Source organism: Nitrospirillum bahiense (assembly GCF_007828025.1).
Classification (GTDB): Bacteria; Pseudomonadota; Alphaproteobacteria; order Azospirillales; family Azospirillaceae; genus Nitrospirillum; species Nitrospirillum amazonense.
This window is the reverse complement of sequence record NZ_VITO01000013.1, coordinates 98520-120359: the sequence shown is the minus strand read 5'-3', so window position 1 is coordinate 120359 and position 21840 is coordinate 98520. Positions and strand designations below refer to the sequence as shown.

The 21840-nt window shown below is 69.1% G+C and carries 20 protein-coding genes; 14 read left to right on the top strand and 6 right to left on the bottom strand.

Features of this window, described 5'->3' with window-relative positions; genetic code table 11:
• Positions 1-77: 77 nt before the first annotated feature.
• Positions 78-821 (bottom strand): bifunctional 2-polyprenyl-6-hydroxyphenol methylase/3-demethylubiquinol 3-O-methyltransferase UbiG, encoded by a 744-nt coding sequence (gene ubiG / locus FBZ88_RS19080; protein WP_145618834.1) that lies wholly within the window; start codon positions 819-821, stop codon positions 78-80.
• Positions 822-1217: 396 nt separating this feature from the next.
• Here ubiG and FBZ88_RS19075 point away from each other — a divergent pair, with 396 nt between their 5' ends.
• The 10 genes from FBZ88_RS19075 (at position 1218) to leuC (ending at position 15018) form a co-directional block, all read left to right on the top strand.
• Complete coding sequence (locus tag FBZ88_RS19075) at positions 1218-2453, top strand: aspartate kinase (protein WP_145618758.1); 1236 nt, start codon at positions 1218-1220, stop codon at positions 2451-2453.
• A 172-nt stretch (positions 2454-2625) separates the two neighbouring features.
• On the top strand, positions 2626-3723 hold the full coding sequence (locus FBZ88_RS19070; protein ID WP_246138746.1) for an NAD(P)H-dependent flavin oxidoreductase: 1098 nt from the start codon (positions 2626-2628) through the stop codon (positions 3721-3723).
• A gap of 155 nt (positions 3724-3878) precedes the next feature.
• Complete coding sequence (gene ptsP, locus FBZ88_RS19065) at positions 3879-6086, top strand: phosphoenolpyruvate--protein phosphotransferase (RefSeq protein ID WP_145618832.1); 2208 nt, start codon at positions 3879-3881, stop codon at positions 6084-6086.
• 140 nt (positions 6087-6226) lie between these two features.
• Positions 6227-7462, top strand: a complete 1236-nt coding sequence (locus FBZ88_RS31385; RefSeq protein ID WP_145618757.1) for a helix-turn-helix domain-containing protein — start codon at positions 6227-6229, stop codon at positions 7460-7462.
• Complete coding sequence (locus FBZ88_RS19055) at positions 7462-9078, top strand: GH39 family glycosyl hydrolase (protein WP_186464484.1); 1617 nt, start codon at positions 7462-7464, stop codon at positions 9076-9078. The genes FBZ88_RS31385 and FBZ88_RS19055 overlap by 1 nt, the downstream gene beginning before the upstream one ends.
• A 140-nt stretch (positions 9079-9218) precedes the next feature.
• Positions 9219-10355, top strand: a complete 1137-nt coding sequence (gene ispG / locus FBZ88_RS19050) for a flavodoxin-dependent (E)-4-hydroxy-3-methylbut-2-enyl-diphosphate synthase (protein WP_088870635.1) — start codon at positions 9219-9221, stop codon at positions 10353-10355.
• Positions 10356-10530: 175 nt separating this feature from the next.
• Positions 10531-11619: a peptide chain release factor 1 gene (gene prfA / locus FBZ88_RS19045; protein WP_145618756.1), complete on the top strand. Its 1089-nt coding sequence runs from the start codon at positions 10531-10533 to the stop codon at positions 11617-11619.
• 26 nt (positions 11620-11645) lie between these two features.
• Entirely contained in the window at positions 11646-12482 is an 837-nt protein-coding gene (gene prmC / locus FBZ88_RS19040) for a peptide chain release factor N(5)-glutamine methyltransferase (protein ID WP_145618755.1), read from the top strand.
• Positions 12483-12830: 348 nt separating this feature from the next.
• The gene (locus FBZ88_RS19035) at positions 12831-13286 is read left to right on the top strand and encodes a DUF4167 domain-containing protein (RefSeq protein WP_145610614.1); all 456 of its coding nucleotides are present in this window, start codon (positions 12831-12833) and stop codon (positions 13284-13286) included.
• Between the two features lie 322 nt (positions 13287-13608).
• Entirely contained in the window at positions 13609-15018 is a 1410-nt protein-coding gene (gene leuC / locus FBZ88_RS19030) for a 3-isopropylmalate dehydratase large subunit (RefSeq protein WP_145618754.1), read from the top strand.
• A gap of 182 nt (positions 15019-15200) precedes the next feature.
• Here leuC and FBZ88_RS19025 read toward each other — a convergent pair whose 3' ends face one another.
• Positions 15201-16469: an NADH:flavin oxidoreductase/NADH oxidase family protein gene (locus tag FBZ88_RS19025; RefSeq protein ID WP_246138745.1), complete on the bottom strand. Its 1269-nt coding sequence runs from the start codon at positions 16467-16469 to the stop codon at positions 15201-15203.
• A 69-nt stretch (positions 16470-16538) separates the two neighbouring features.
• On the opposite strand from FBZ88_RS19025, the gene FBZ88_RS19020 reads away from it, so the two are divergent.
• Together FBZ88_RS19020 and FBZ88_RS19015 are read left to right on the top strand one after the other, a co-directional pair.
• Positions 16539-16991, top strand: coding sequence for a MerR family transcriptional regulator (locus FBZ88_RS19020; protein ID WP_145618753.1), 453 nt, complete (start codon positions 16539-16541; stop codon positions 16989-16991).
• The gene (locus FBZ88_RS19015; protein ID WP_145618752.1) at positions 16988-17443 is read left to right on the top strand and encodes a GFA family protein; all 456 of its coding nucleotides are present in this window, start codon (positions 16988-16990) and stop codon (positions 17441-17443) included. The genes FBZ88_RS19020 and FBZ88_RS19015 overlap by 4 nt, the downstream gene beginning before the upstream one ends.
• A 22-nt stretch (positions 17444-17465) precedes the next feature.
• Here FBZ88_RS19015 and FBZ88_RS19010 read toward each other — a convergent pair whose 3' ends face one another.
• Complete coding sequence (locus FBZ88_RS19010) at positions 17466-18011, bottom strand: NUDIX hydrolase (protein ID WP_145618751.1); 546 nt, start codon at positions 18009-18011, stop codon at positions 17466-17468.
• 84 nt (positions 18012-18095) lie between these two features.
• On the bottom strand, positions 18096-18695 hold the full coding sequence (locus tag FBZ88_RS19005; RefSeq protein WP_326487147.1) for a DUF1178 family protein: 600 nt from the start codon (positions 18693-18695) through the stop codon (positions 18096-18098).
• 46 nt (positions 18696-18741) lie between these two features.
• Here FBZ88_RS19005 and FBZ88_RS19000 point away from each other — a divergent pair, with 46 nt between their 5' ends.
• The gene (locus FBZ88_RS19000) at positions 18742-19332 is read left to right on the top strand and encodes a class I SAM-dependent methyltransferase (protein ID WP_145618750.1); all 591 of its coding nucleotides are present in this window, start codon (positions 18742-18744) and stop codon (positions 19330-19332) included.
• A 70-nt stretch (positions 19333-19402) separates the two neighbouring features.
• On the opposite strand, the gene FBZ88_RS30570 is transcribed toward FBZ88_RS19000, so the two are convergent.
• On the bottom strand, positions 19403-19804 hold the full coding sequence (locus FBZ88_RS30570; RefSeq protein WP_211102720.1) for a hypothetical protein: 402 nt from the start codon (positions 19802-19804) through the stop codon (positions 19403-19405).
• A gap of 325 nt (positions 19805-20129) precedes the next feature.
• Between FBZ88_RS30570 and FBZ88_RS18985 the strand changes: the two genes are divergently transcribed.
• Complete coding sequence (locus tag FBZ88_RS18985) at positions 20130-20936, top strand: hypothetical protein (RefSeq protein WP_145618749.1); 807 nt, start codon at positions 20130-20132, stop codon at positions 20934-20936.
• A 20-nt stretch (positions 20937-20956) separates the two neighbouring features.
• On the opposite strand, the gene FBZ88_RS18980 is transcribed toward FBZ88_RS18985, so the two are convergent.
• On the bottom strand, positions 20957-21811 hold the full coding sequence (locus FBZ88_RS18980; RefSeq protein ID WP_145618748.1) for a tetratricopeptide repeat protein: 855 nt from the start codon (positions 21809-21811) through the stop codon (positions 20957-20959).
• Positions 21812-21840: the final 29 nt, after the last annotated feature.

The following is a 21840-nucleotide window of genomic DNA, read 5'->3' as shown; positions in this document are numbered from 1 at the left end:
GCCCGCGGTCGCGGGCTACGGCGGCCTGTGGCCATGCCGCCGCTTGGGCCGTGTTGCCTATTTTGCCGCTGGTTGCCTCAGCGGCTGGCCCAGAGCAGGTAGTTGACGTCCAGGTCGCGGGCGTCCAGGCGGAAGGTGTCGTTGAAGGGGCTGTAGACGAGGCCCATGACCTCGCGCACCGTCAGGCCGGTGGCGCGCAGGCCGGCGGCCAGTTCCGACGGCTTCAGGAACTTGCGCCAGTCGTGGGTGCCGCGCGGCAGCCAGCGCAGGACGTATTCCGCGCCGATGATGGCCATCAGATAGGATTTGGGCGTGCGGTTCAGCGTGGCCATGACCAGCAGGCCCTCAGGCTTCATCAGAGCGGCCAGGCTGTCCAGGAACAGCGGTACGTCGGCCACGTGCTCCACCACCTCCAGCGACAGCACCGCATCGAATTTCTCGCCAGCGGCCACCAACGCCTCCGCCGTGGTGTGGCGGTAATCGACGGCGGTGGCCGTCTCCATCGCGTGGGTGGCGGCGGTCTTCACGTTGCGCTCGGCGGCGTCGATGCCCACCACGTCGGCCCCCATGCGGGCCAGCGGTTCCGACAGCAGGCCGCCGCCGCAGCCGATATCCACCAGGCGCAGGCCCCGCAGCGGCTGGGGCGCCAGCGGATCACGGCCAAAATGCGCGCAGATGCGGTCGCGCAAATATTCCAGGCGCACCGGGTTCAGCTTGTGCAGTGGCCGGAACTTGCCCGCCTCGTCCCACCATTCGGCGGCGATGGCGGAAAAGCGCTGGATTTCCCCGGGATCGACGGTGGTCGTGGCGGTCTGGCTCATCATAGGCACCCTTGAACGGAACGCGCGGGATTATGGGCCGCCGCCAGACCCAACTCAACACCGCTGGCCGTATGGCTGCACCCTATTGGGATCGCCGGAAAACCTTGGGACGCGACCGCGTCCGTCCGAACGTTTTGGGGAGCGTCGGCGGACTGGAAGGCAAGGACAAGCCCCAGTCGGCGGATGCCGGCGGCCGGCGTTCAAGGGGGGTCATGACCACGAAATAGAAATGCTCTGTCGCCCGGTTTACGCAACCCTGACCTTTTATTGCCCATTTATTGCCTGGACGCGCCCGACAGGGTAAGGATAGCGCGCTTTCCGGAAAGCCTCGCGCCCGGAAGCCCCTTGCATCCACCGGCTGGCGCCTGCCGGCCTCTCACAAGGCAGACACGGGTTATGGCACGCCTCGTTTTGAAGTTCGGCGGGACATCGGTCGGCACCATCGACCGGATCAAGAATGTCGCCCGCAAAGTGAAACAGGAGGTCGACGCCGGCCATGAGGTGGCGGTGGTCGTCTCCGCCATGTCGGGCGTGACCAACCAGCTGGTGGACTATGTGAAACAGGTCAGCCGCCTGGCGGACGAGCGCGAGTACGACGCCGTGGTCGCTTCGGGCGAGCAGGTGACCAGCGGCCTGCTGGCCATCGCCCTGCAGGAGATCGGCATCCCGGCCCGGTCGTGGCAGGGCTGGCAGATCCCCCTGATCACCGACGACGTGCATGGCAAGGCCCGCATCGAGCGCATCGAGTCCGGCGACCTGGTGGCCCGCATGTCCACCGGCGAGGTGGCCGTGGTGGCGGGCTTCCAAGGCGTGTCCAAGGATGGGCGCATCGCCACCCTGGGCCGCGGCGGTTCCGACACCTCGGCCGTGGCCCTGGCGGCGGCGGTCCAGGCCGAGCGCTGCGATATTTACACCGACGTGGATGGCGTCTACACCACCGACCCGCGCATCGTGACCAAGGCCCGCAAGCTGGGCCGCATCACGTACGAGGAAATGCTGGAGATGGCGTCCCTGGGCGCCAAGGTCCTGCAGACCCGGTCGGTGGAAATGGCGATGAAGCACCGGGTGCGTGTCCAGGTGCTGTCGACCTTCGAGGAAGCGGCCGGCAGCGCGTTGCCGGGAACTCTTGTCGTTGATGAGGACGAAATCGTGGAACAGGAACTGGTCAGCGGCATCGCCTACAGCCGGGATGAGGCGAAGGTGACCCTGGTGGGCGTGGAAGACCGGCCGGGCGTGGCGGCGGCCATTTTCGGCCCGCTCACCGACGCCGCCATCAACGTCGACATGATCGTGCAGAACGTGTCGGAAGACGGCACCACCACCGACATGACCTTCACCGTCACCAAGGCCGACCTGGACCGCACCGTGCAGGTGCTGGAGGGCGCCAAGGACGACCTGAAGTTCCGCCGCCTGATTGCCGACAGCAACGTGGTCAAGGTCTCGGTCATCGGCGTCGGCATGCGCAGCCACGCCGGCGTGGCCCAGCGCATGTTCAAGGCTCTGGCCGACCGCGGCATCAACATCCAGGTCATCTCCACCAGCGAGATCAAGGTCAGCGTCCTGATCGCCGAGGAGTACACCGAACTGGCGTTGCGCGCCCTGCACACCGCTTACGGCCTGGACCAGGCATAAGCATCTGAGCGACACTCTGCCCCGGGGGACTGGAAGAGCGTCCCCCGGGGCATTGTTGTTTTCAGGGGTTGTTTTAGGTTAGGGATCGGCGTCGTTCCCCGCCTGCGGGGCACCGGCTGCCCCATCACGGGCGCGGGTGACGCATTTTTTCCGCCAAAAGGAAGCGTTTTTGATGTCGACCACCACCACGATTGGAACCGCTCGCGACAAGTTGGACGCGCTGTGGACCCGTGGGCGCGATTTCCTGGGCACGGAGCTGGCCGTCATGGGCGGCGCGATGACCTGGGTGTCGGACGCCGGCTTGGTGGCCGCCATTTCCAACGGCGGCGGCTTCGGCGTGCTGGCCTGCGGCGCTATGACGCCCGAGATGCTGGCCCAGGAGATCGACGCCACCCGGGCGCTGACGGCGAAGCCCTTCGGCGTCAATCTCATCACCATGCACCCGCAGCTGGACACGCTGGCCGCCGTTTGCCTGGACCACGGCGTGCACCATGTCGTCCTGGCCGGCGGCCTGCCCCCCGCGCCGGTGATCAAGCAGCTGAAGGACGGGGGCGCCAAGGTCGTGTGCTTCGCGCCGGCGCTGGTCCTGGCCAAGAAGCTGGTGCGCATGGGCGTGGACGCCCTGGTGATCGAGGGCATGGAGGCCGGCGGCCATATCGGGCCCGTCGCCACCTCGGTCCTGGCGCAGGAGATCCTGCCGGAGATCCGGGACGTGCCGGTGTTCGTGGCCGGCGGCATCGGCCGGGGCGAGGCCATCGTGGCCTACCTGGAGCTGGGAGCCGCCGGTGTGCAGCTGGGCACCCGCTTCGTCTGCGCCACCGAATCCCGCGCCCATCCCAATTTCAAGCGCGCCTTCATCCGCGCCAGCGCGCGCGACGCCATGCCGTCCGCCCAGCTGGACAGCCGCTTCCCGGTCATCCCGGTCCGCGCCCTGCAGAACGAGGGCACCCGCCGCTTCATGGATTTCCAGCGCGAGGTGGTGGAGCGTTTCAACCGCGGCGAGGTGGAGCAGAAGGACGCCCAGCTGGAGATCGAGCATTTCTGGGCCGGCGCCCTGCGCCGCGCCGTCATCGACGGCGACGTGGAAAACGGAAGCCTGATGGCCGGGCAGTCGGTGGGCATGGTGACGCGCGAGCAGCCGACGGCCGAGATCCTGGCCGAGCTGGTGGCCCAGGCGGAGGACGCCCTGGCCGGCCGGTACGGCCATGCCAAGGACACAGGGGCGAAGAAAGCGGGACCAGCGCTGGCGCTGGCGGGAGCGGCAGGCTAGTGGCACCGCATTCCGGAACTCCCCCCACCCTTATCGACCCGGGGCTTGAGGTTCCGGAAACCGGTACCATTACCACCGGTACCGCTACCGAACGCCGCCGGTCCGCCGACGCGGCGGGCGGGGCTCGGCGCCTGCTGGCTCGGCTGCGCGATGTCATGGCCGCCGGGGGCACCGCCCAGTCGCGCCTGGACAAGATCGTCATGCTGATCGCTGCCGAAATGGGGGCGGACGTCTGTTCCTGCTACGTCATGCGGGCGGGCGAGGTGCTGGAACTGTTCGCCACCATCGGCCTGAACCTGGACGCCGTGCACAAGACAAGGCTGCGGGTGGGCGAGGGCCTGGTGGGCGACATCGCCGCCCACGCCCGGCCGGTGGCCCTGGCCAACGCGCCCAGCCACCCCAATTTCGCCTATCGTCCGGAAACGGGCGAGGATCCGTTCGACAGCTTCATGGGCGTGCCCATCCTGCGCGGCGGCCGCGTGCGCGGCGTGCTGGCCATCCAGCACATCGCCCGCCGCGCCTACGACGAGCAGGATGTGGAGACGCTGGAGACCATCGCCATGGTGGTGGCCGAGCTGGTGGCCACGGGCGAGTTGGTCGACAATCGCGAACTGCAGGTGGCCAACGACCTGGTGCTGCTGCCCTCGCGCCTGGACGGGGTCAGCCTGAACCGGGGCATCGCCATGGCCATGGCCGTGCTGCACCGGCCGCAGCTGACCATCCGCCAGATGGTGGCCGATGATCCGGAGCTGGAGCTGCGCCGCCTGCGCGAGGCGGTGGACAGCATGCACTCCGCCATCGACCGCCTGCTGATCCTGTCGGGCGAAACCGGCGGCGAGCATCACGAGATCATCGAAACCTATCGCATGTTCGCCACCGACCGTGGCTGGCTGTCTCGCATCCGCGAGGCCATCCGCACCGGCCTGACGGCGGAGGCGGCGGTGCAGCAGGTGCAGAACGACAACCGCGCCCGCATGGCGTCGGTGACCGACAGCTACATCCGCGAACGCCAGCTGGATCTGGACGACATCACCAACCGCCTGCTGCAGCATCTGGCCGGCCGCCAGGACAAGGCGGACGGCGGCACCTTGCCCGACGCGTTCGTTCTGGTGGCCCGCAACCTGGGTCCCGCCGAGCTGCTGGACTATGACAGCACCCGCCTGCGCGGCCTGGTGCTGGAGGAGGGGGCGGCCTACAGCCACGTGGCCATCGTGGCCCGCGCCCTGGACATTCCCGTGGTGGGGCAGTGCACCGGCGTGCTGAACCGCATCGACCCGCTGGACTTCGTCATTGTCGATGGCGATCACGGCCAGGTGTTCGTGCGCCCGGCGGAGGACATCACCGAGGCCTTCCTGAAAAGCATTGAGGTGGGGGAGGAGCGCAAACGCGAGTTCGCCGCCGCCCGCGAGCTGGAGTCGGTGACGCGCGACGGCGTGGCCGTGCGCCTGATGCTGAACGCTGGCCTGTTGATCGACCTGCCCCACCTGCACGCCACCGGCGCCGACGGCATCGGTCTGTACCGCACCGAAATTCCCTTCATGGTGCGGCATACCTATCCCGACACCGCCGTGCAGAAGGAGACCTACGCCAAGGTGCTGGACGAGGCGAGGGACAAGCCCGTCACCTTCCGCACCCTGGACGTGGGCGGCGACAAGACCCTGCCCTACTTCCCCGACCTGGGCGAGGAGAACCCGGCCCTGGGCTGGCGCGCCATCCGCATCGGCCTGGATCGCCCCGCCATGCTGCGCAAGCAGTTGCGGGCATTGCTGTGGGCCGCCTCGGGTCGCGACCTGAGGCTGATGTTCCCCATGGTGGCCGAGGTGTCGGAGTTCCTTCGCGCCCGCCGCGTGCTGGATCTGGAACTGCGCCGGCTGGAGCAGGGCGGCGTGGCCCCGCCCCGCGACCTGAAGGTGGGCGTGATGATGGAGGTGCCGGCCCTGCTGTTCCAGCTGGACGCGCTGCTGCCCCACATCGACTTCATGTCCGTGGGATCCAACGACCTGCTGCAGTACCTGTTCGCCAGCGACCGCGGCAATCCCATGCTGAACAACCGCTATGACCTGCTGTCGCCGGCCATGCTGTCGGTGCTGCGCATGCTGGTGCGGCGGTGTGATGAGGCCGGGGTGCAATTGTCGCTGTGCGGCGAGATGGCAAGCCGGCCCCTGGACGCCATGGCCCTGCTGGGCTGCGGCTTCCGCACCCTGTCGATGAGTCCGGGCGCCTTCGGCGAGATCAAGACCATGATCCGCTCGGTCAATGTGGACGTGCTGCAGCGGTTCCTGGACAGCCTGCTGGGACGCCCCGACCGCAGCTTGCGCCAGCACCTGCTGGCCTTCGCGCGCGACCATGGCGTTCGGCTGTAGCCAATCTAATGAATTCTGACGGCAGCATGGTTGCGGTACCGCGAAGCCCTTGATAAGACTCCCGCGACATCGTCGTCGGCGCAATAAACGAACCGGCGGTTGGGATAATTCGTGCACCATTCTGTGCTGGGACAGCCGTCATGACTGAACGCCGCGACCGTTATCGGGACATGATCGACGCTGGCCGCGCCGCCGAACCGCAGGCGCCGCGCGAAACCGTGGGCGACATCCTGCGCATGCGGCGCGAGGAACTGGGCTATGACCTGACGGGCGTGGCCAACGTGCTGCGCATCCGCCGCCCCTATCTGGAAGCCATCGAGGACGGCCGCTATGGCGACCTGCCGGGCCAGGCCTACATCCTGGGCTTCCTGCGCAGCTATGCCGATCTGCTGGGCATCGATTCGGGCGACCTGCTGAACCGCTTCAAGGATGAAACGGCGGGCCACGTCCGCCCGGCGGAACTGTACCTGCCCATCCCGGTCAGCGAGAACCGCGTGCCCAGCGGCGCGCTGATTGTTGGCGCCGTGGTGCTGGCCGCGGCCCTTTATGGCGGATGGTACCTCTATTCCTCCGCCGACCGCAGTGCCCTGGACCTGGTGCCCAAGCTGCCGGAGCGGCTGGCCCACCTGACGGGCAACAGCGATGCCTCCTCCCCGCCGCCGGCCAACGTGCTGCCGGCCCCCGCCGTGCAGGCCCTGCTGAACCAGGCGCAGCCCACGGCGCCGGAGGTGGGGGCCGCCCCCGACGCTACTGCGCCGCTGCCCGACGCCATGCCCGGCCCCGTGCCCGCGGCCCCCGCCAACGCCCCGGCTGCCCCGCAGGCGCCGGCGACCAACGCTCCCGCAGGCCAGGGGACCGCCGCGCCGCCCGCCGCACCGGGCAAGACCGCGACGGCGCCACAGTCGGCCGCGCCCCAGCAAACGACCTCGGCACCGGTCGCATCCGAGGCGCCGGATGACGAGGCGCCGCAGATGCCCGACCTGGGCCAGCCCAAGACCGCCGCGGCCGATCCGGACGCCGCCCCGGCCGACGCCAGCATGCGCCCCGACACCACCGCCCCGGGGGCGGTGCCGGCCCCCGCCAAGGGCCGCGTCTTCGGCCAGACCGGCCCCGCCCGCGTAGTGGTGCGCGCCACGGACGAAAGCTGGATCCAGGTGCGCGACGCCAAGGGCACGCTGTGGGCGTCCCGCGTGCTGCACCCGGGCGACAGCTTCCGCGCTCCCGACGTGCCTGGCCTGACCCTGGAAACCGGCAACGCCGGTGGTGTGGTCGTCAGCCTGGACGGCAAGGACCTGGCCGCCCTGGGCGCCAAGGGCCAGGTGGTGCGCAGCTATCCCCTGCAACCGGATGATTTACAGGCTCGGGTGACTCACTGATGGCTTCCCTGTTTCGCAGCAAGGCGGCCGTCGCCGCTTGTCTTTCCGCCTGCGTGGCCCTGGCCGTGGGCCTGGCCACCCAGTCGGCCCGGGCCGAGGGCCGCATCCGCCAGGTCGAGGTGGACGTGGCCAAGGCGACCCAGCCGCTGGACCGCTTCTACGACCTGTCCGTCGGGTCCGATTTTCCGGGCACCCTGATGCGGCCGGACAGCATGGCGCAGTTGAAGACGACGCAGGATGAGCTGGGCTTCCGCTACATCCGCTTCCACGCCATCTTCCACGACGTGCTGGGCACGGTGAAGGTCGAGAACGGCACGGTCACCTATGACTGGAGCAAGATCGACCAGCTGTACGACGACCTGAAGGCGCGCGGGCTGAAGCCCTTCGTCGAACTGGGCTTCACGCCCAAGGCCATGGCGACGTCGGAGAACAAGATTTTCTATTGGGAGGGCAACACCTCCCACCCCCGGCCCAACGCCTGGCGCGACCTGATCACCGCCTTCGTCCAGCACATCGAGGCGCGCTATGGCCAGGCCGAGGTGCGCAGCTGGTTCTTCGAGGTGTGGAACGAGCCCAACCTGTCGGGCTTCTGGGAAGGCGGCGACCAGCAGGCGTATTTCGCGCTGTACGACCTGACGGCCAACACCATGAAGGCCATCGACCCGGAACTGCGCGTGGGCGGCCCCGCCACGGCCGGCGCCGCCTGGGTGCCGGAATTCCTGGACCATGTGGCCAAGAGCGGCGCGCCCGTGGACTTCGTCACCACCCACACCTATGGCGTGGACGGCGGTTTCCTGGATGAGGCGGGCAAGGCCGACACCAAGCTGTCGCCCTCCCCCGACGCCATCGTGGGCGACGTGCGCAAGGTGCGCCAGCAGATCGCCGCCTCCCGCTTCCCCACCCTGCCGCTCTATTTCACGGAGTGGAGCACCAGCTACACCCCGCGTGACCTGGTGCACGACAGCTACATCAGCGCGCCTTATATCCTGGCCAAGCTGAAGGCCAGCCAGGGCATGGTCCAGGGCATGAGCTACTGGACCTACAGCGACCTGTTCGAGGAACCCGGCCCGCCCACCGCCCCGTTCGAGGGCGGCTTCGGCCTGATGAACCGCGAGGGCATCCGCAAGCCGGCCTATTTCGCGTACAAGTACCTGCACGCCCTGCAAGGCCAGGCGGTGCCGGTGACGGACGGCCAGGCGATGGCGTCCGCGACAGAGGGCAAGGCCGCCGCCCTGGTGTGGGATTTCCAGCAACCGCACCAGCCGGTCAGCAACCGGTCCTTCTACAGCAAGATCGTCCCCAACAAGGCCGCCCCATCGGTCAAGGTGTCGTTCCGGGGCCTGAAGCCGGGCACATACCGCCTGGCCGTGCACCGCACCGGCTTCCGCGCCAACGACGCCTATTCCGCCTACATCGACATGGGCGCGCCCAAGACCCTGTCGGCGGAGCAGCAGGCCAAGCTGACCGACCTGACGCGCGACCTGCCGGAGGCGGACAAGACCGTGACCGTGGGGGCCGATGGCCGCTATGCCACCACCCTGCCCATGCACAGCAACGACATCATGCTGGTCACGCTGGACAAGCCCGCGGGGGATCGGGCCGTCGGCGGCAAATAGGCCAACCGTGTCGGCCGCTTAACCATTACGCACCGCGCCGTCCCGCACACGGCGCGGTGAAGCCTTGTGCGATGGCCTCTTGATCCCGGGGCCTTCCGGCAGCACTTTACCGATCAAATTCCCCCATGAGGCCAGTTCCCATGTCCACCTCCCATCGTGCGTATCGCCAGATCCTGCGCCGGACCTCCCGTCAGATTCGTGTCGGCAACGTCCTGGTCGGTGGCGACGCGCCGATCTCCGTCCAGACCATGACCAACACCCTGACCGCCGACGCCAAGGCGACGATCGAGCAGGTGTTGCGGGCAGAAGAGGCCGGCGCCGACATGGTCCGCGTCTCCTGCCCCGACGAGGAATCGACGGCGGCGCTGAAGGAGATCGTGAAGGCGGTGCACGTGCCCATCGTGGCCGACATCCACTTCCACTATAAGCGCGCCATCGAGGCCGCCGAGGCGGGTGCCGCCTGCCTGCGCATCAACCCCGGCAACATCGGTTCCGCCGACCGGGTGCGCGAGGTGGTGCAGGCCGCCAAGGACCACGGCTGCGCCATGCGGATCGGCGTCAACGCCGGCTCGCTGGAGCGCGAGTTGCTGGAGCGCTATGGCGAGCCTTGCCCCGAAGCCCTGGTGGAAAGCGCCCTGACCCACGCCAAGATCCTGGAAGACCATGACTTCCGGGAGTTCAAGATTTCGGTGAAGGCCTCGGACGTGTTCCTGGCCGTGGCCGCCTACCAGGGCTTGGCCGAGGCCTGCGACTATCCCCTGCACATCGGCATCACCGAGGCCGGCGGCCTGCGCGCCGGCACCGTGAAGTCCTCCATCGGCCTGGGCATGCTGCTGTGGTCGGGCATCGGCGACACCATCCGCGTGTCGCTGTCCGCCCCCCCGGAGGAGGAGGTCAAGGTCGGCTTCGAGATGCTGAAGTCGCTGGGCCTGCGCCGCCGCGGCGTCACCGTCATCTCCTGCCCGTCCTGCGCCCGCCAGCAGTTCGACGTCATCAAGACGGTCGAGGTGCTGGAGGAGCGGCTGGCCCACATCACCACCCCCATGACCGTCTCGGTCATCGGCTGCGTGGTGAACGGCCCGGGCGAGGCCACCATGACCGACATCGGCTTCACCGGTGGCGGCAAGGGCGTGCACCAGGTGTTCCTGGCGGGCCAGCCGGCCCACCGCCTGAAGGACGAGAGCATCGTCGACCACCTGGTGTCGCTGGTGGAAAAGAAGGCCGAGGAGATCAAGGCCGCCCAGGCCGCCGAGGAAGCCGCCGCTGCGGCGGAGTGATACGAAGGCCCGCGGCATGAGTCCCGGACTCATGCCGCTTGGCCGCGACTGCGGCCGCCGGAACTTTCCGGGGAGCGTCAGCGGACTGGAAAGTGAGGACAAGCCAAGGCGGCGGATGCCGCCGCCCGGCGCTTGAGGGCTTTAGTCAGCCCGGATACGGGATGACGGATAAGATATGACCACCACATTGGAAGAACGGTTCGGGGACACGCTGGCCAAGCTGTCGGCCCGGCATGATGAGCTGCGCGACGCCCTGGCGACGGGCACGCTGGCGGCCGATGCCTACACCCGCATGAGCAAGGAATTCGCGGAGCTGACGCCGGTGGCGGAGTCCATCGCGGAACTGCGCCGCGCCCGGTCCGACCTGGCCGAGCTGGCCCGCATGGCGGAGGCGGAAGCCGATCCCGAGATGCGGGAGCTGGCGCAGGATGAGCTGATCCAGGCGGAGAAGGCGCTGCCCGGACTGGAGCGCCAGGTCATGCTGGCCCTGCTGCCCAAGGATGCGGCCGACGACAAGAACGCCATGCTGGAGGTGCGCGCCGGCACCGGCGGCGATGAGGCGGCCCTGTTCGCCGCTAACCTGTTCGACATGTACCGCCGCTACGCCGCCATCCAGGGCTGGCGCTTCGAGGTCATCGAGATCTCGGAGACCGGCCTGGGCGGCTACAAGGAAGCCATCGCCAGCATTTCCGGGCGGGGTGTGTTCCGCCGGCTGAAATTCGAATCGGGCGTGCACCGGGTGCAGCGCGTGCCGGCGACCGAGACTCAAGGCCGCATCCACACCTCCGCCGCCACCGTGGCCGTGTTGCCCGAGGCGGAGGAAGTGGACATCCAGATCGACGAGAAAGACCTGCGCATCGACGTGTTCCGCTCGTCGGGCCCCGGTGGGCAGTCGGTCAACACCACCGACAGCGCCGTGCGCATCACCCACCTGCCCACCGGCCTGGTGGTCAGCCAGCAGGATGAGAAGTCGCAACACAAGAACAAGGCCAAGGCCCTGCGCGTGCTGCGGTCCCGCCTGTATGACCTGCAGCGCAGCGCCCTGGACGCGGAACGCGCGGCCAACCGCAAGAGCCAGGTGGGCAGCGGCGACCGCTCCGAGCGCATCCGCACCTACAACTTCCCCCAAGGCCGGGTGACCGACCACCGCATCAACCTGACGCTCTACAAGATCGACAAGGTCATGGCGGGTGAGGCCCTGGACGAGGTGGTGGAGGCGCTGATCGCCCAGGACGAGGCGGAGCGCCTGGCCGAACTGCAGTGAGCGGGCCCCGTCTCCTCCGTGATGTATTGAAAGCGGCCGAGGAACGCCTGGCCGCCGCCGGCTGCGCCAGCCCCCGCCTGGACGTGCGCCTGCTGGCGGAGGACGCGCTGGGTTGGTCGCGCACCGCCCTGCTGCTGGACGGCGACCGGCCGGTGCCGGCCGATGCCCAGGCCGCCCTGGCCGCCCTGGTCGATCGCCGGGCGGCACGGGAACCGGTGTCGCGCATCCTGGGCAAGCGAGAGTTCTGGAGCCTGGAGTTCCGCCTGGCGCCGGACACGCTGGACCCCCGGCCCGATACCGAGACCCTGGTGGAAACCGCGTTGCGCCACCTGCCCGACGGCCAACGCCCCCGGCGTCTGCTGGATCTGGGCACGGGCAGCGGCTGCATCCTGCTGGCGCTGCTATCCGAGCTGCCGGGCGCCTGGGGCGTGGGCGTGGATATCGCCCCCGGTGCCGCCCGGGCCGCCGCTGCCAACGCGAAGGCCCTGGGATTCGCCAGCCGCAGCGCCTTCCTGGTGGGCAGCTGGACGGACGCCCTGGGCGGCGGAGCCCCCTTCGACGCCATCGTTTCCAACCCGCCCTATATCCCGGCCGCCGACATCGCCGGCCTGGAGCCGGAGGTGCGGACCTTCGATCCCATGCGCGCGCTGGATGGCGGTGCCGATGGACTGGACCCGTACCGTCACCTGGCCGTGGCGGCCCATGGCCTGCTGCTGCCCGGCGGCCTGCTGGCGGTGGAACATGGCGCCGGCCAGGGGGCCGACGTGGCGGCCCTGTTCGCCGCCGCAGGCCTTGAGGTGCTGGAGCGGGTGGACGATCTGGCCGGCCATGACCGGGTGGTCGCCGCCCGGCAGCGCAGCTGATTCCCCAAAAGACCAAGGCTCCTGACCACTTGCGCCAGCCGCGCAGGGCCGCATCGCCAAAAAAAATGTTGGATTAGCGGGATTCAGCGTTTAGGGTCATTTTGCGTGGTGAAGGCCGAAGGGGCGACGCGCCAGGTTCGAAACGGGGGACACCGTTATAGGGGCCGGGCTAGCGTTCATGGGCCAATGATGATCACCACGGCATGCCAGTTTGCCCAGCATGGTCGATCCGGTTTCCTTCCGGGTTACGGTGTGGATTCCGGGATCGGATGCGGTGGCGCGGATGATGATGTCCGCCCCCTTGGCACGGCATGCATCGAACTCCAACGGGGCTAGAGCAGCAGTCGGATGAGACAGGGACCGAACTCCAGGCGTTCGCGTGGACGCGGCGGTAACAACGGTGGCAATGCCGGCGGCAACGGCGGCGGCAATGGCGGTGGCAACAACGGTGGCGGCAATAACCGCCGCCAGAACGTGCCCCTGCGCCATCAGACCTTTGACAGCAACGGCCCGGATGTGCGCATCCGCGGCAACGCCTTCCAGGTGCATGAGAAGTACCTGGCCCTGGCCCGCGACGCCCAGTCGTCCGGCGACCGGGTGGCGGCGGAAAACTATCTGCAGCATGCGGAGCACTATTTCCGCATCATCACGCAGATCAACGAGTCCGAACAGCGCCAGCGCGGCGGCGAGCCCCGGGGCTACCAGCCCCAGCCGGGCTACGATGACGCCGAGGGCGGTGATACGGCCGACGACGGCGAGGGCGATGCCCAGGCCGAAGACGAGCGCGAGCCGCTGAGCGCTTGATCTTAAAAAAGCCCCGCCTGACAGCGGGGCTTTTTTGTTGCCTCAGACGCCGGCGGCGCATTCGCGCCTTGGCTTGTCCTCGTTTTGCAGTCCACTGCGTTCCCCGCAAAACTCCGGCGGACGCGGTCGCGTCCTAGTCGCTTCGCTCCGAAAAAGGAGGGGCCCTGGAAGGGACGGGACATAGGCCCTATGCGGCCACAGCGCGAGCCGCCCCTTGTCCGCGACAGGACCGGTCGTTATTCTGCGCCTCCGTGAAACAAAAAGACCCGTCGCACGGGTTTTCGTGTTTCGGAAATGTCGGTCCGCATCAGAGTGAAGATCCATGGGCAAGCCGCGCACCCTCTATGACAAGATCTGGGACAGCCACGTCGTCCACCGCCAGGAAGACGGCACCTGCGTGCTCTACATCGATCTCCACCTCGTGCATGAGGTGACCAGCCCGCAGGCCTTCGAAGGTCTGCGCATGGCCGGCCGCAAGGTGCGCCGCCCGTCCGCCACCCTGGCCGTTGCCGACCACAACGTTCCCACCAGCCATGACCGCCTGGCCGGCATCAAGAACGAGGAAAGCCGCATCCAGGTGGAGCAGCTGGCCACCAACACCAAGGAATTCGGCGTCGACTACTACGACATGTCCGACATCCGCCAGGGCATCGTCCACGTCGTGGGGCCGGAGCAGGGACTGACCCAACCGGGCATGACCATCGTCTGCGGCGACAGCCACACCGCCACCCACGGTGCGTTCGGCGCCCTGGCCTTCGGCATCGGCACGTCGGACGTGGAACACGTGCTGGCCACGCAGACCCTGCTGCTGAAGCCGTCGAAGAACATGCGCATCAGCGTGGATGGCGAACTGCCCGTGGGCGTGACCGCCAAGGACGTGGTGCTGGCCATCATCGGCAAGATCGGCACCGCCGGCGGCACCGGCCATGTCATCGAGTTCGCCGGCTCCGTCATCCGCGGCCTCAGCATGGAAGGCCGCATGACGGTCTGCAACATGGCCATCGAGGCGGGCGCCCGCGCCGGCCTGATCGCCCCGGACGAGACCACGTTCGAGTATCTGAAGGGCCGCCCGCAGGCGCCCAAGGCCGCGACCTGGGAACAGGCCGTCAACTGGTGGAAGAGCCTGCCCTCGGACGACGGCGCGGTGTACGACCGCGAGGTCGTGCTGAAGGCCGAGGACATCGCCCCCATGGTCACCTGGGGCACCAGCCCGCAGGACGTGCTGCCCATCACCGCCACCGTGCCCAACCCCGCCGACGAGGCGGATGAGCACCGCCGCGCCGCCATGGAACGCGCGCTGAAGTACATGGGGCTGGAGGCCGGCACCCCGCTGGACGCCATCCCCGTGGACAAGGTCTTCATCGGCAGCTGCACCAACAGCCGCATCGAGGACCTGCGCGCCGCCGCCAAGGTGGTGGAAGGCCGCCATGTGAAGGACGGCATCTACGCCATGGTGGTCCCGGGTTCCGGCCTGGTGAAGGAACAAGCCGAGTCCGAGGGCCTGGACAAGGTGTTCGTCGCCGCCGGCTTCGACTGGCGGGAGCCCGGCTGCTCCATGTGCCTGGCCATGAACGACGACAAGCTGAAGCCGGGTGAGCGCTGCGCCTCCACCTCCAACCGCAACTTCGAGGGCCGCCAGGGCCCCGGCGGCCGCACCCATCTGGTCAGCCCCGAGATGGCCGCCGCTGCCGCCCTGACCGGTAAGCTGACGGACGTGCGCACGCTGAACTGAGCGGACGCATTGGTATGATGTAGCGACGGCGCGGAGCCCCAGGGGTTCCGCGCCGTTTGCTTACGTAAAGGTTCCCTCAGCCGCCGGGCGCGGGCATCCGCCCGCTTGGCTTCCTCGCTTGCCAGTCCGCTATGCTCCCCGGAAAGCTCCGGCGGATGCGGTCGCATCCTGCAGCGGCATGGTCATGCCGCTGGCGTCATTCGGCTGCGATAACGGTAGCTGCGCCAGCCGATGCGCAGCTGGTCGGCCAGCAGGGCGAGGGCGGGGGAGACGTCCGGCTTGGCCGGCCGCCCCCGGCCCAGGCGGCGCAACTGGGCCTTCACCACCGCCAAGGTGCCCATGGCCGCCAGGGTCTTGCGTTCCCAGCGGATGGGCGGCAGCGCCGCCTCCACCCCCTGCCCGCGCTGCCAGGCGCGGGGCAGGCCCGGGGCCAGCGCCAGGGCGGTGGCCATGCCGGCCATGGCCACGCCGCTGTCCACCACCCGGGCCGCCACCTCCGCCCGGCGGATGCCGCCCGTCACCATGAGCGGCATCCGCGCCACCTGGGCGATGTCGGCGGCGAATTCCAGGAAATAGGCCTCGCGCGCCAGCGTCCGGCCGTCGCGGGTCTTTTCCGATGTCCCTGGTCCCTGCATGGCGGGTGCCTCGTAGGAACCGCCCGACAGTTCCACCAGGTCGACAGCCAGGTCGTTCAGCCAGGCGACCACCTGGCGCGCTTCCTCCGGCGCGAAGCCGCCACGCTGGAAATCAGCGGAGTTCAGCTTCACCGCCACGCAGAAGCCGGGGCTGACGGCGGCGCGCACCGCCCGCACGATGTCCAACAGCAGCCGTGCCCGATTCTCCAACGGCCCGCCCCAGCGGTCGTCACGCCGGTTGGTCAAGGGCGACAGGAACTGGCTCAGCAGATAGCCGTGGGCGGCATGGATCTGCACGCCGGTGAAGCCCGCCTGTTCCGCCAGTACGGCCGTCTGGGCGAAGCGGCGGGTGACGTCGGCGATGTCGGCCTCGGTCATGGCGCGGGGTACCGCGAACAGCTTGGAATAGGAACCGAGGTCCAGGGCCACGGCGGATGGCGCCACCGTTTCCTGGCCCAGGCTGGCGCGCATCTGCCGGCCGGGATGGTTGATCTGCATCCACCACTGCCCGCCGCCGGCCCGGCCGGCCTCCGCCCACTGTCGGAAGGGGCCCAGGTCGGCCCCCTGCTCCAGCACCACGCCGGCGGGGCCGGTCATGGCGCGGCGGTCGATCATGACGTTGCCGGTGATCAGCAGGCCGGCCCCACCCTCCGCCCAGGTGCGGTAGAGGCGGATGAGGGTGGGCGACGGACGATGGTCCGCGGTCGCCATGTTCTCCTCCATCGCCGCCTTGGCCAGGCGGTTGGGGATGATGGCGCGGTTGGGCAGGACCAGGGGCTGGAAAAGAGTGGGGACGGGCATGGCTGCGACGGTCATTCGGTTGACGGTCCCCCGACCCTAAGCTTAAAGTGAACTTTAAGGTCAATAGCCTGTTTCGAGGCCATCATGCGCATCGGTGAGCTGGCGCAACGCAGCGGCCTGTCCCCCTCCCGCCTGCGATTCTATGAGTCCGCCGGCCTGATCGGCCCGGCCGACCGGGGGGCCAACGGCTACCGCGCCTTCCCGGCGGAAACGCTGACGCGGCTGGAACTGATCACCGGCGCGCAGAGGGCCGGCTTTACACTGGACGAAATCCGCAGCCTGCTACCCGGCTGCGGCGGGCCGGCGAGCGATGGCGGCCACGCCCCCCAGATCGCCGCGGCCCTGCGCCGCAAGGTGGGGGAGATCGAGGCGCTGCAACAGCGGCTGGAAACCAGCAAGACCCGCCTGCTGGCCATCATCGACAGCCTGGAGAACGGCCCCCAGGACCTGGGCTGCGCCGCCAACACCCGCCGGGTCCTGGCCGGGATCAGGCGAACCGACATCGAGGAAACGGCGGCCAAGGAGGCAGCGGAATGAACGACAGCAAAGTGGACGGCGTCACCGGCGGCTGCCAATGCGGCGCCGTGCGCTATCACAGCACCATGGCGCCGGAGGGCGTGCACTTTTGCCATTGCCGCATGTGCCAGCGTGCCGTGGGCAACGTCTTCGCCGCGCTGGCGGGGGTGCGCAAGGATACGGTGACCTGGAGCGGGACGGGGCGTCCGACTTTCTACGCCTCCTCCTCGGTGGCGGAGCGGGGCTTCTGCGCCCAGTGCGGCACGCCGCTGACCTTCGCCTACCCCGACAGCGATTGGATGAGCGTCACCATCGGCAGCCTGGACGACCCTGAGGCGGTGGTGCCGGAGGTGCACTGCGGCGTGGAAAGCCGGCTGTCCTGGCTGCACGTCCAGGACGGCCTGCCGGAGGAATACACCGACCCCAAGAGCGACCGCCTGCGCGACATGGTCAGCCACCAGGTATATTTCTGATCGTGGAAGGAGTGTCGGCGCCCTACAGCCCATCCACCGGATTGGTCGCCGGGGCGAAGGGCTGGCCGGCATGGATGAGGTCCCGCCGGACCTCGTACTCGCGCAGCGCCCAGTCCACGCTGGGAAAGGCCAAATCGGTCCAGGGAATGTCGTCCCAGGCGAACAGCGCCACCTCCTGGCTTTCCGGGCCGGCGGCGATATCCGGGCTGGTCAGCTGCGCCAGGTAGATCAGCTGCACCTGGCTGATGCGGGGGATGTTGTAGACGGCCAGCAGGGGGCCGATGGCCAGTCGCGCCCCCGCCTCCTCCCATGCTTCGCGGGCGGCGCCGTCCTGGGAGGTTTCCCCCAGTTCCATATAGCCGGCGGGCAGGGTCCAGTAGCCGATTCGCGGCTGGATGGCGCGGCGGCATAGCAGGATGCGGTCCTGCCACAGGGCGACCGAGCCCACCACGATCTTGGGATTGTCATAGGCGATGTAACCGCAATCCGGGCAGACCAGCCGCTCCCTGTCCTCCCCAGGCGGTATCGTCACCACACGGGGGCCGAACGTCGGCAGGGGGTCGGACATCGGCGTTCTCCCTGGTTGATTTCCGTCACTATAGCCACCCCGACGCCCCTTGGCTTGCGGGCGCTTAAAGGTGGCGAACGTCCCTCAACCATCATGCTTGGGCACCCAGGGGATGCGGGCGAAGGTCACGCCCTCATCCTCCAGCTCCGCCGCTTCCTCGTCGGTGGTCTCGCCGTAGATGGCCTTGGCCTCGGCCTCGCCATAGTGGATCTTGCGCGCCTCCTCGGCGAAGCGGTCGCCCACATGGGTGGCGTTGGCCTCGACCTGGCGGCGCATCTCGCGCAGCAGGGACATCACCGCCGCCGGCCCCTGGGCCGCGGCCTCCGCCACCACCGCGGGCGTCACCTCTGGTGCCGGCTGCGGCGGGACCGGGACGGGCGCCGGTGGCTCCTCCACGCGCACACCCCGGCCCCTGGCGATGCGGGGCGCCATGGGGGCCTTGCCCACCTTATGGTCGCCGCAAACCGCGCAGGCGACCTCACCGGCCGCGACCTGCTGGTCGCAGGCGTCCGCGTTGCGGAACCAGACGTCGAAGGTGTGGCCTTGGCCACATTTCATTTCATAGAGGATCATGGGGGATGCGGCGGCGATCGATAACGGCCCGTCCAGTTCGGCCAGGAAAATGTCATATACAGTCTGGATGTGGGTGGGGAAAGCCACCCCGGCAATGAGCATGCCCCGCATGCCCCGCATCCGCACACCCAGTTTTGCGAACGCATAAGGCCACGCCATGATCCCCACGTCCCATCACGACCCCCGGGGCCAAGCCAGCGCCTGGGTGGCCCGTTTCGCGCCGCTGGTGGCCCGGAGTGGCGCCGTGCTGGATCTTGCCTGCGGCGGGGGACGCCATGCCCGGCTGTTCCACGGGGCAGGCCATCCGGTGACGGCGGTGGACATCGACACGCGCGGCGTGGCCGATTTGCATGGCCAGCCCGGCGTCACCATCCTGCAGGCGGACCTGGAGGGGGACGTGCCAGTGGATCTGGGCGGCCCCTATGCCGGTATTGTCGTCACCAACTATCTGCACCGGCCGCTGCTGCCCCGCCTTCCCGGTCTGCTCGCCCCTGGCGGGGTGCTTCTGTATGAGACTTTCGCCCAGGGCAACCAGCGCCACGGCCGCCCGTCCAGCCCGGCCTTCCTGCTGCGCGCGGGCGAACTGCTGGCCCTGGCCCACGACACCGACTTGCAGGTCGTGGCGTTCGAGCAGGGGGAGATCGCCCTGCCCCGCGCCGCCGTGGTGCAACGCCTGGCGGCCGTGCGGCCCCTGGCGGCGCCCGACCTGGATGGCGATCCGGAGCCGCGTCCGCTGCCGCTGGCTTGAAACAGGAACGGCCCCGACCGCTGGGGGCCGGGGCCGTCCTGGTAAGACGGGGGAGGAAGGTCGGGCGCGCTTACTTCTTGGGCGCGGCCGCTTCGGTGGTCTTGGCCACCTCGGCCTTGGCCTTCTTCACATGATGGTGGGCGACCGCCTTGGTCTCGGTCTTCGCGCCCTCAGCCTTGGCTTCGGTCTTGGCCTCGGTCTTCACCGCCGCGCCCTTGGCCTCCACCGCCGGCTTGGCGGCTTCCGTGGTCTTGGCGACGTCGGCCTTGGCGGCCGTGGCGGCGGCCTCGGGAGCCTTCTGCACCGGGGCGGCCGTGGTCGTGGCGGCCTGGGTCGTGCCGGCCTGGGCGGCGGGGACCGGGGCGGCGGGGGTATCCGCCGCGAACGCCCCGGCGGAGAACGCCACTGGCACCATCACGGCCGCGGCGGTAGCGAGGGCCAGCAGGGGACGGCGGTGGGCGAACATGCTCATGGTCGTGATCCTTAATTTGATCGGGCGTCCCACCATCGGGGCGCAGGGTCATAGTCCCAATGGAAGGGGGCCGCCGTTCGACCGGATTGTGGCGAAGGCGGGATATGATCGCGGCCTTTCCGCCGAACTTCTTGCCGGAAGGTTAAGACTTTCCTCCACCTTTCCCCGGCCTGGCGCGGCCGGGCAAGCGTCCTGTCCTGGAGGAAAACGGCCCCTTCGCCGGACGGCGGAGGTTCGCTTAAGCCTTCCGGCCGTTGCCCATTTTCCACGGAACCCACCAAAACCGCCGCCGTTAACCCAGCGCATCATCTCTTGAGGCGCCGGCATGACGACCGACAACGAACAAGCCAATCGTGAGCAGGTGGCGAAGCTGATCCGCCTGCTGGGTTCGGATTTCGAGGGCGAGGCGGTGACGGCGCTGGCCAAGCTGCGCCGCCTGCTGCCCAAGCGGGGCCTGGGCTTCAACGACGTGGGCCAGTGGATTCAGTCCCCGGCCAAGGTGGTCTATCGCACGGCCCCGCCCCCGGCGCAGCCCGATACCCGGTCGTTAGAAGACCGTATCCTGGCCTTGGAGCGCCAGCGGGAGGAAGCCTTGCGCGCCCTGCGCGTGGCCCAGGCCCGCGCCGACGAGGCGGAGGACCAGGCAGGCCAACTGGTCAGCGAGCTGGTGGCGGCCCGCCACCAGGCCGGCGCCGCCGCCAAACCGGCCCGCTCGCCCAAGATCAAGCCGCGCGGCCGCTGGCGCGGCTACGTCTTGGCGGCCCTGGTGGGTGTCGCCGCGACCGTGGCGGCGCGGGCCTATATACCATCCGCCGGCGCGACGGGCACGGACGCGGGCCAGGCCCTGCTGTCGCGTGCCGCCCTGCTGTTCACCCCAGCCAAGGCGCATGCCGCCGTGGCGGGGCGCAGCGCCTTCCTCTACCCGGCCCCCACCAACCAGCAGGCGGCCGTGGCCCTGCTGCCGCCCACCACGGAGCTGGAGGTGCTGGCGGAAGACGTGCCGGCCGGCGGTGTGCCCGGCGGCTGGGTCAAGGTGCGCGCCCGGACCGACCAGGGCACGACCGTGGGCTACGTCGAGCGGCGGCGGCTGGGTCAAGCCACCGAAGTCGCGGTTCGCCGCGTCCCGGGTTAAGGCCCTTCAGACAAGGCCGGTCACTGGCCCTTGGGCTTGTCCTCGGTCTTGGCATCCGCCTTCGGCGCCCTGGCCGGCGCGTCATCCTTCATCGGATCCTTGCCGTCCAACCGGGCCAGGTTGTCCTGGGCCGCGGCGCCGGCGGCACTGTCGCCCGCGACCTGCACGGCGTGGGTCCAGTCGGCCTTGGCACCCGGCTTGTCCCCCCGGTCGGCCTTGATGTTGCCGCTGAGCAGCAGGCCCTGGGCGTTATCCGGATCCAGCGACAGGGCCATGCGCAGATCGCGCCCGGCCTCCACGTCACGGCCCAGGCGGTGCTTGGTCTCCGCCCGCATGACCATGGCGTCGACACGGCCGCCATCCAGGCTGAGCGCCCGGTCCAGGTCGCGCAGCACGTCCCACCAGCGCTCCGCCCCCGCCCGTTCCGTGGCGCGGTCGATCAGCAGGTCGGGGTCCTCGGGCTGCAGGCCGATGGCCTTGGTGTAGTCGGTGTCAGCCTTGGCGTGTTCCTTGGCGTTGAACCAGGCCCAGCCGGCCTTGCCCCACAAGCCGGCCGTCACCTTGGGCGGCAGGCCCAGGACGGGGATCACCGCCTCCAGCGCCACCGCCGATTCCTTGTATTCCCCCCGGAACAGCTGGGCCATGGCCTGGCACAGGCGGGCGTCGTTGCCGCCGCCCTTCTTTTCCCACAGCTGGGCCTCGGCATAGGCGAAGTCGGGCAATTCCTTGGCCCGCTGCAGGCAAGTGTCGCGGTTCAGCGCCACGGGCACGGCGCCGGCGCCGGTGGCGATGCCGCACAGGATGGTGACGCCCAGAATTGTGGCGGGGCTCAGAACGCGGCTGGAAAGGTGGGGAAGCTTGAGGGTAATCATCATGGCGCCTAGAGTCCCGAATGGCGGATGGA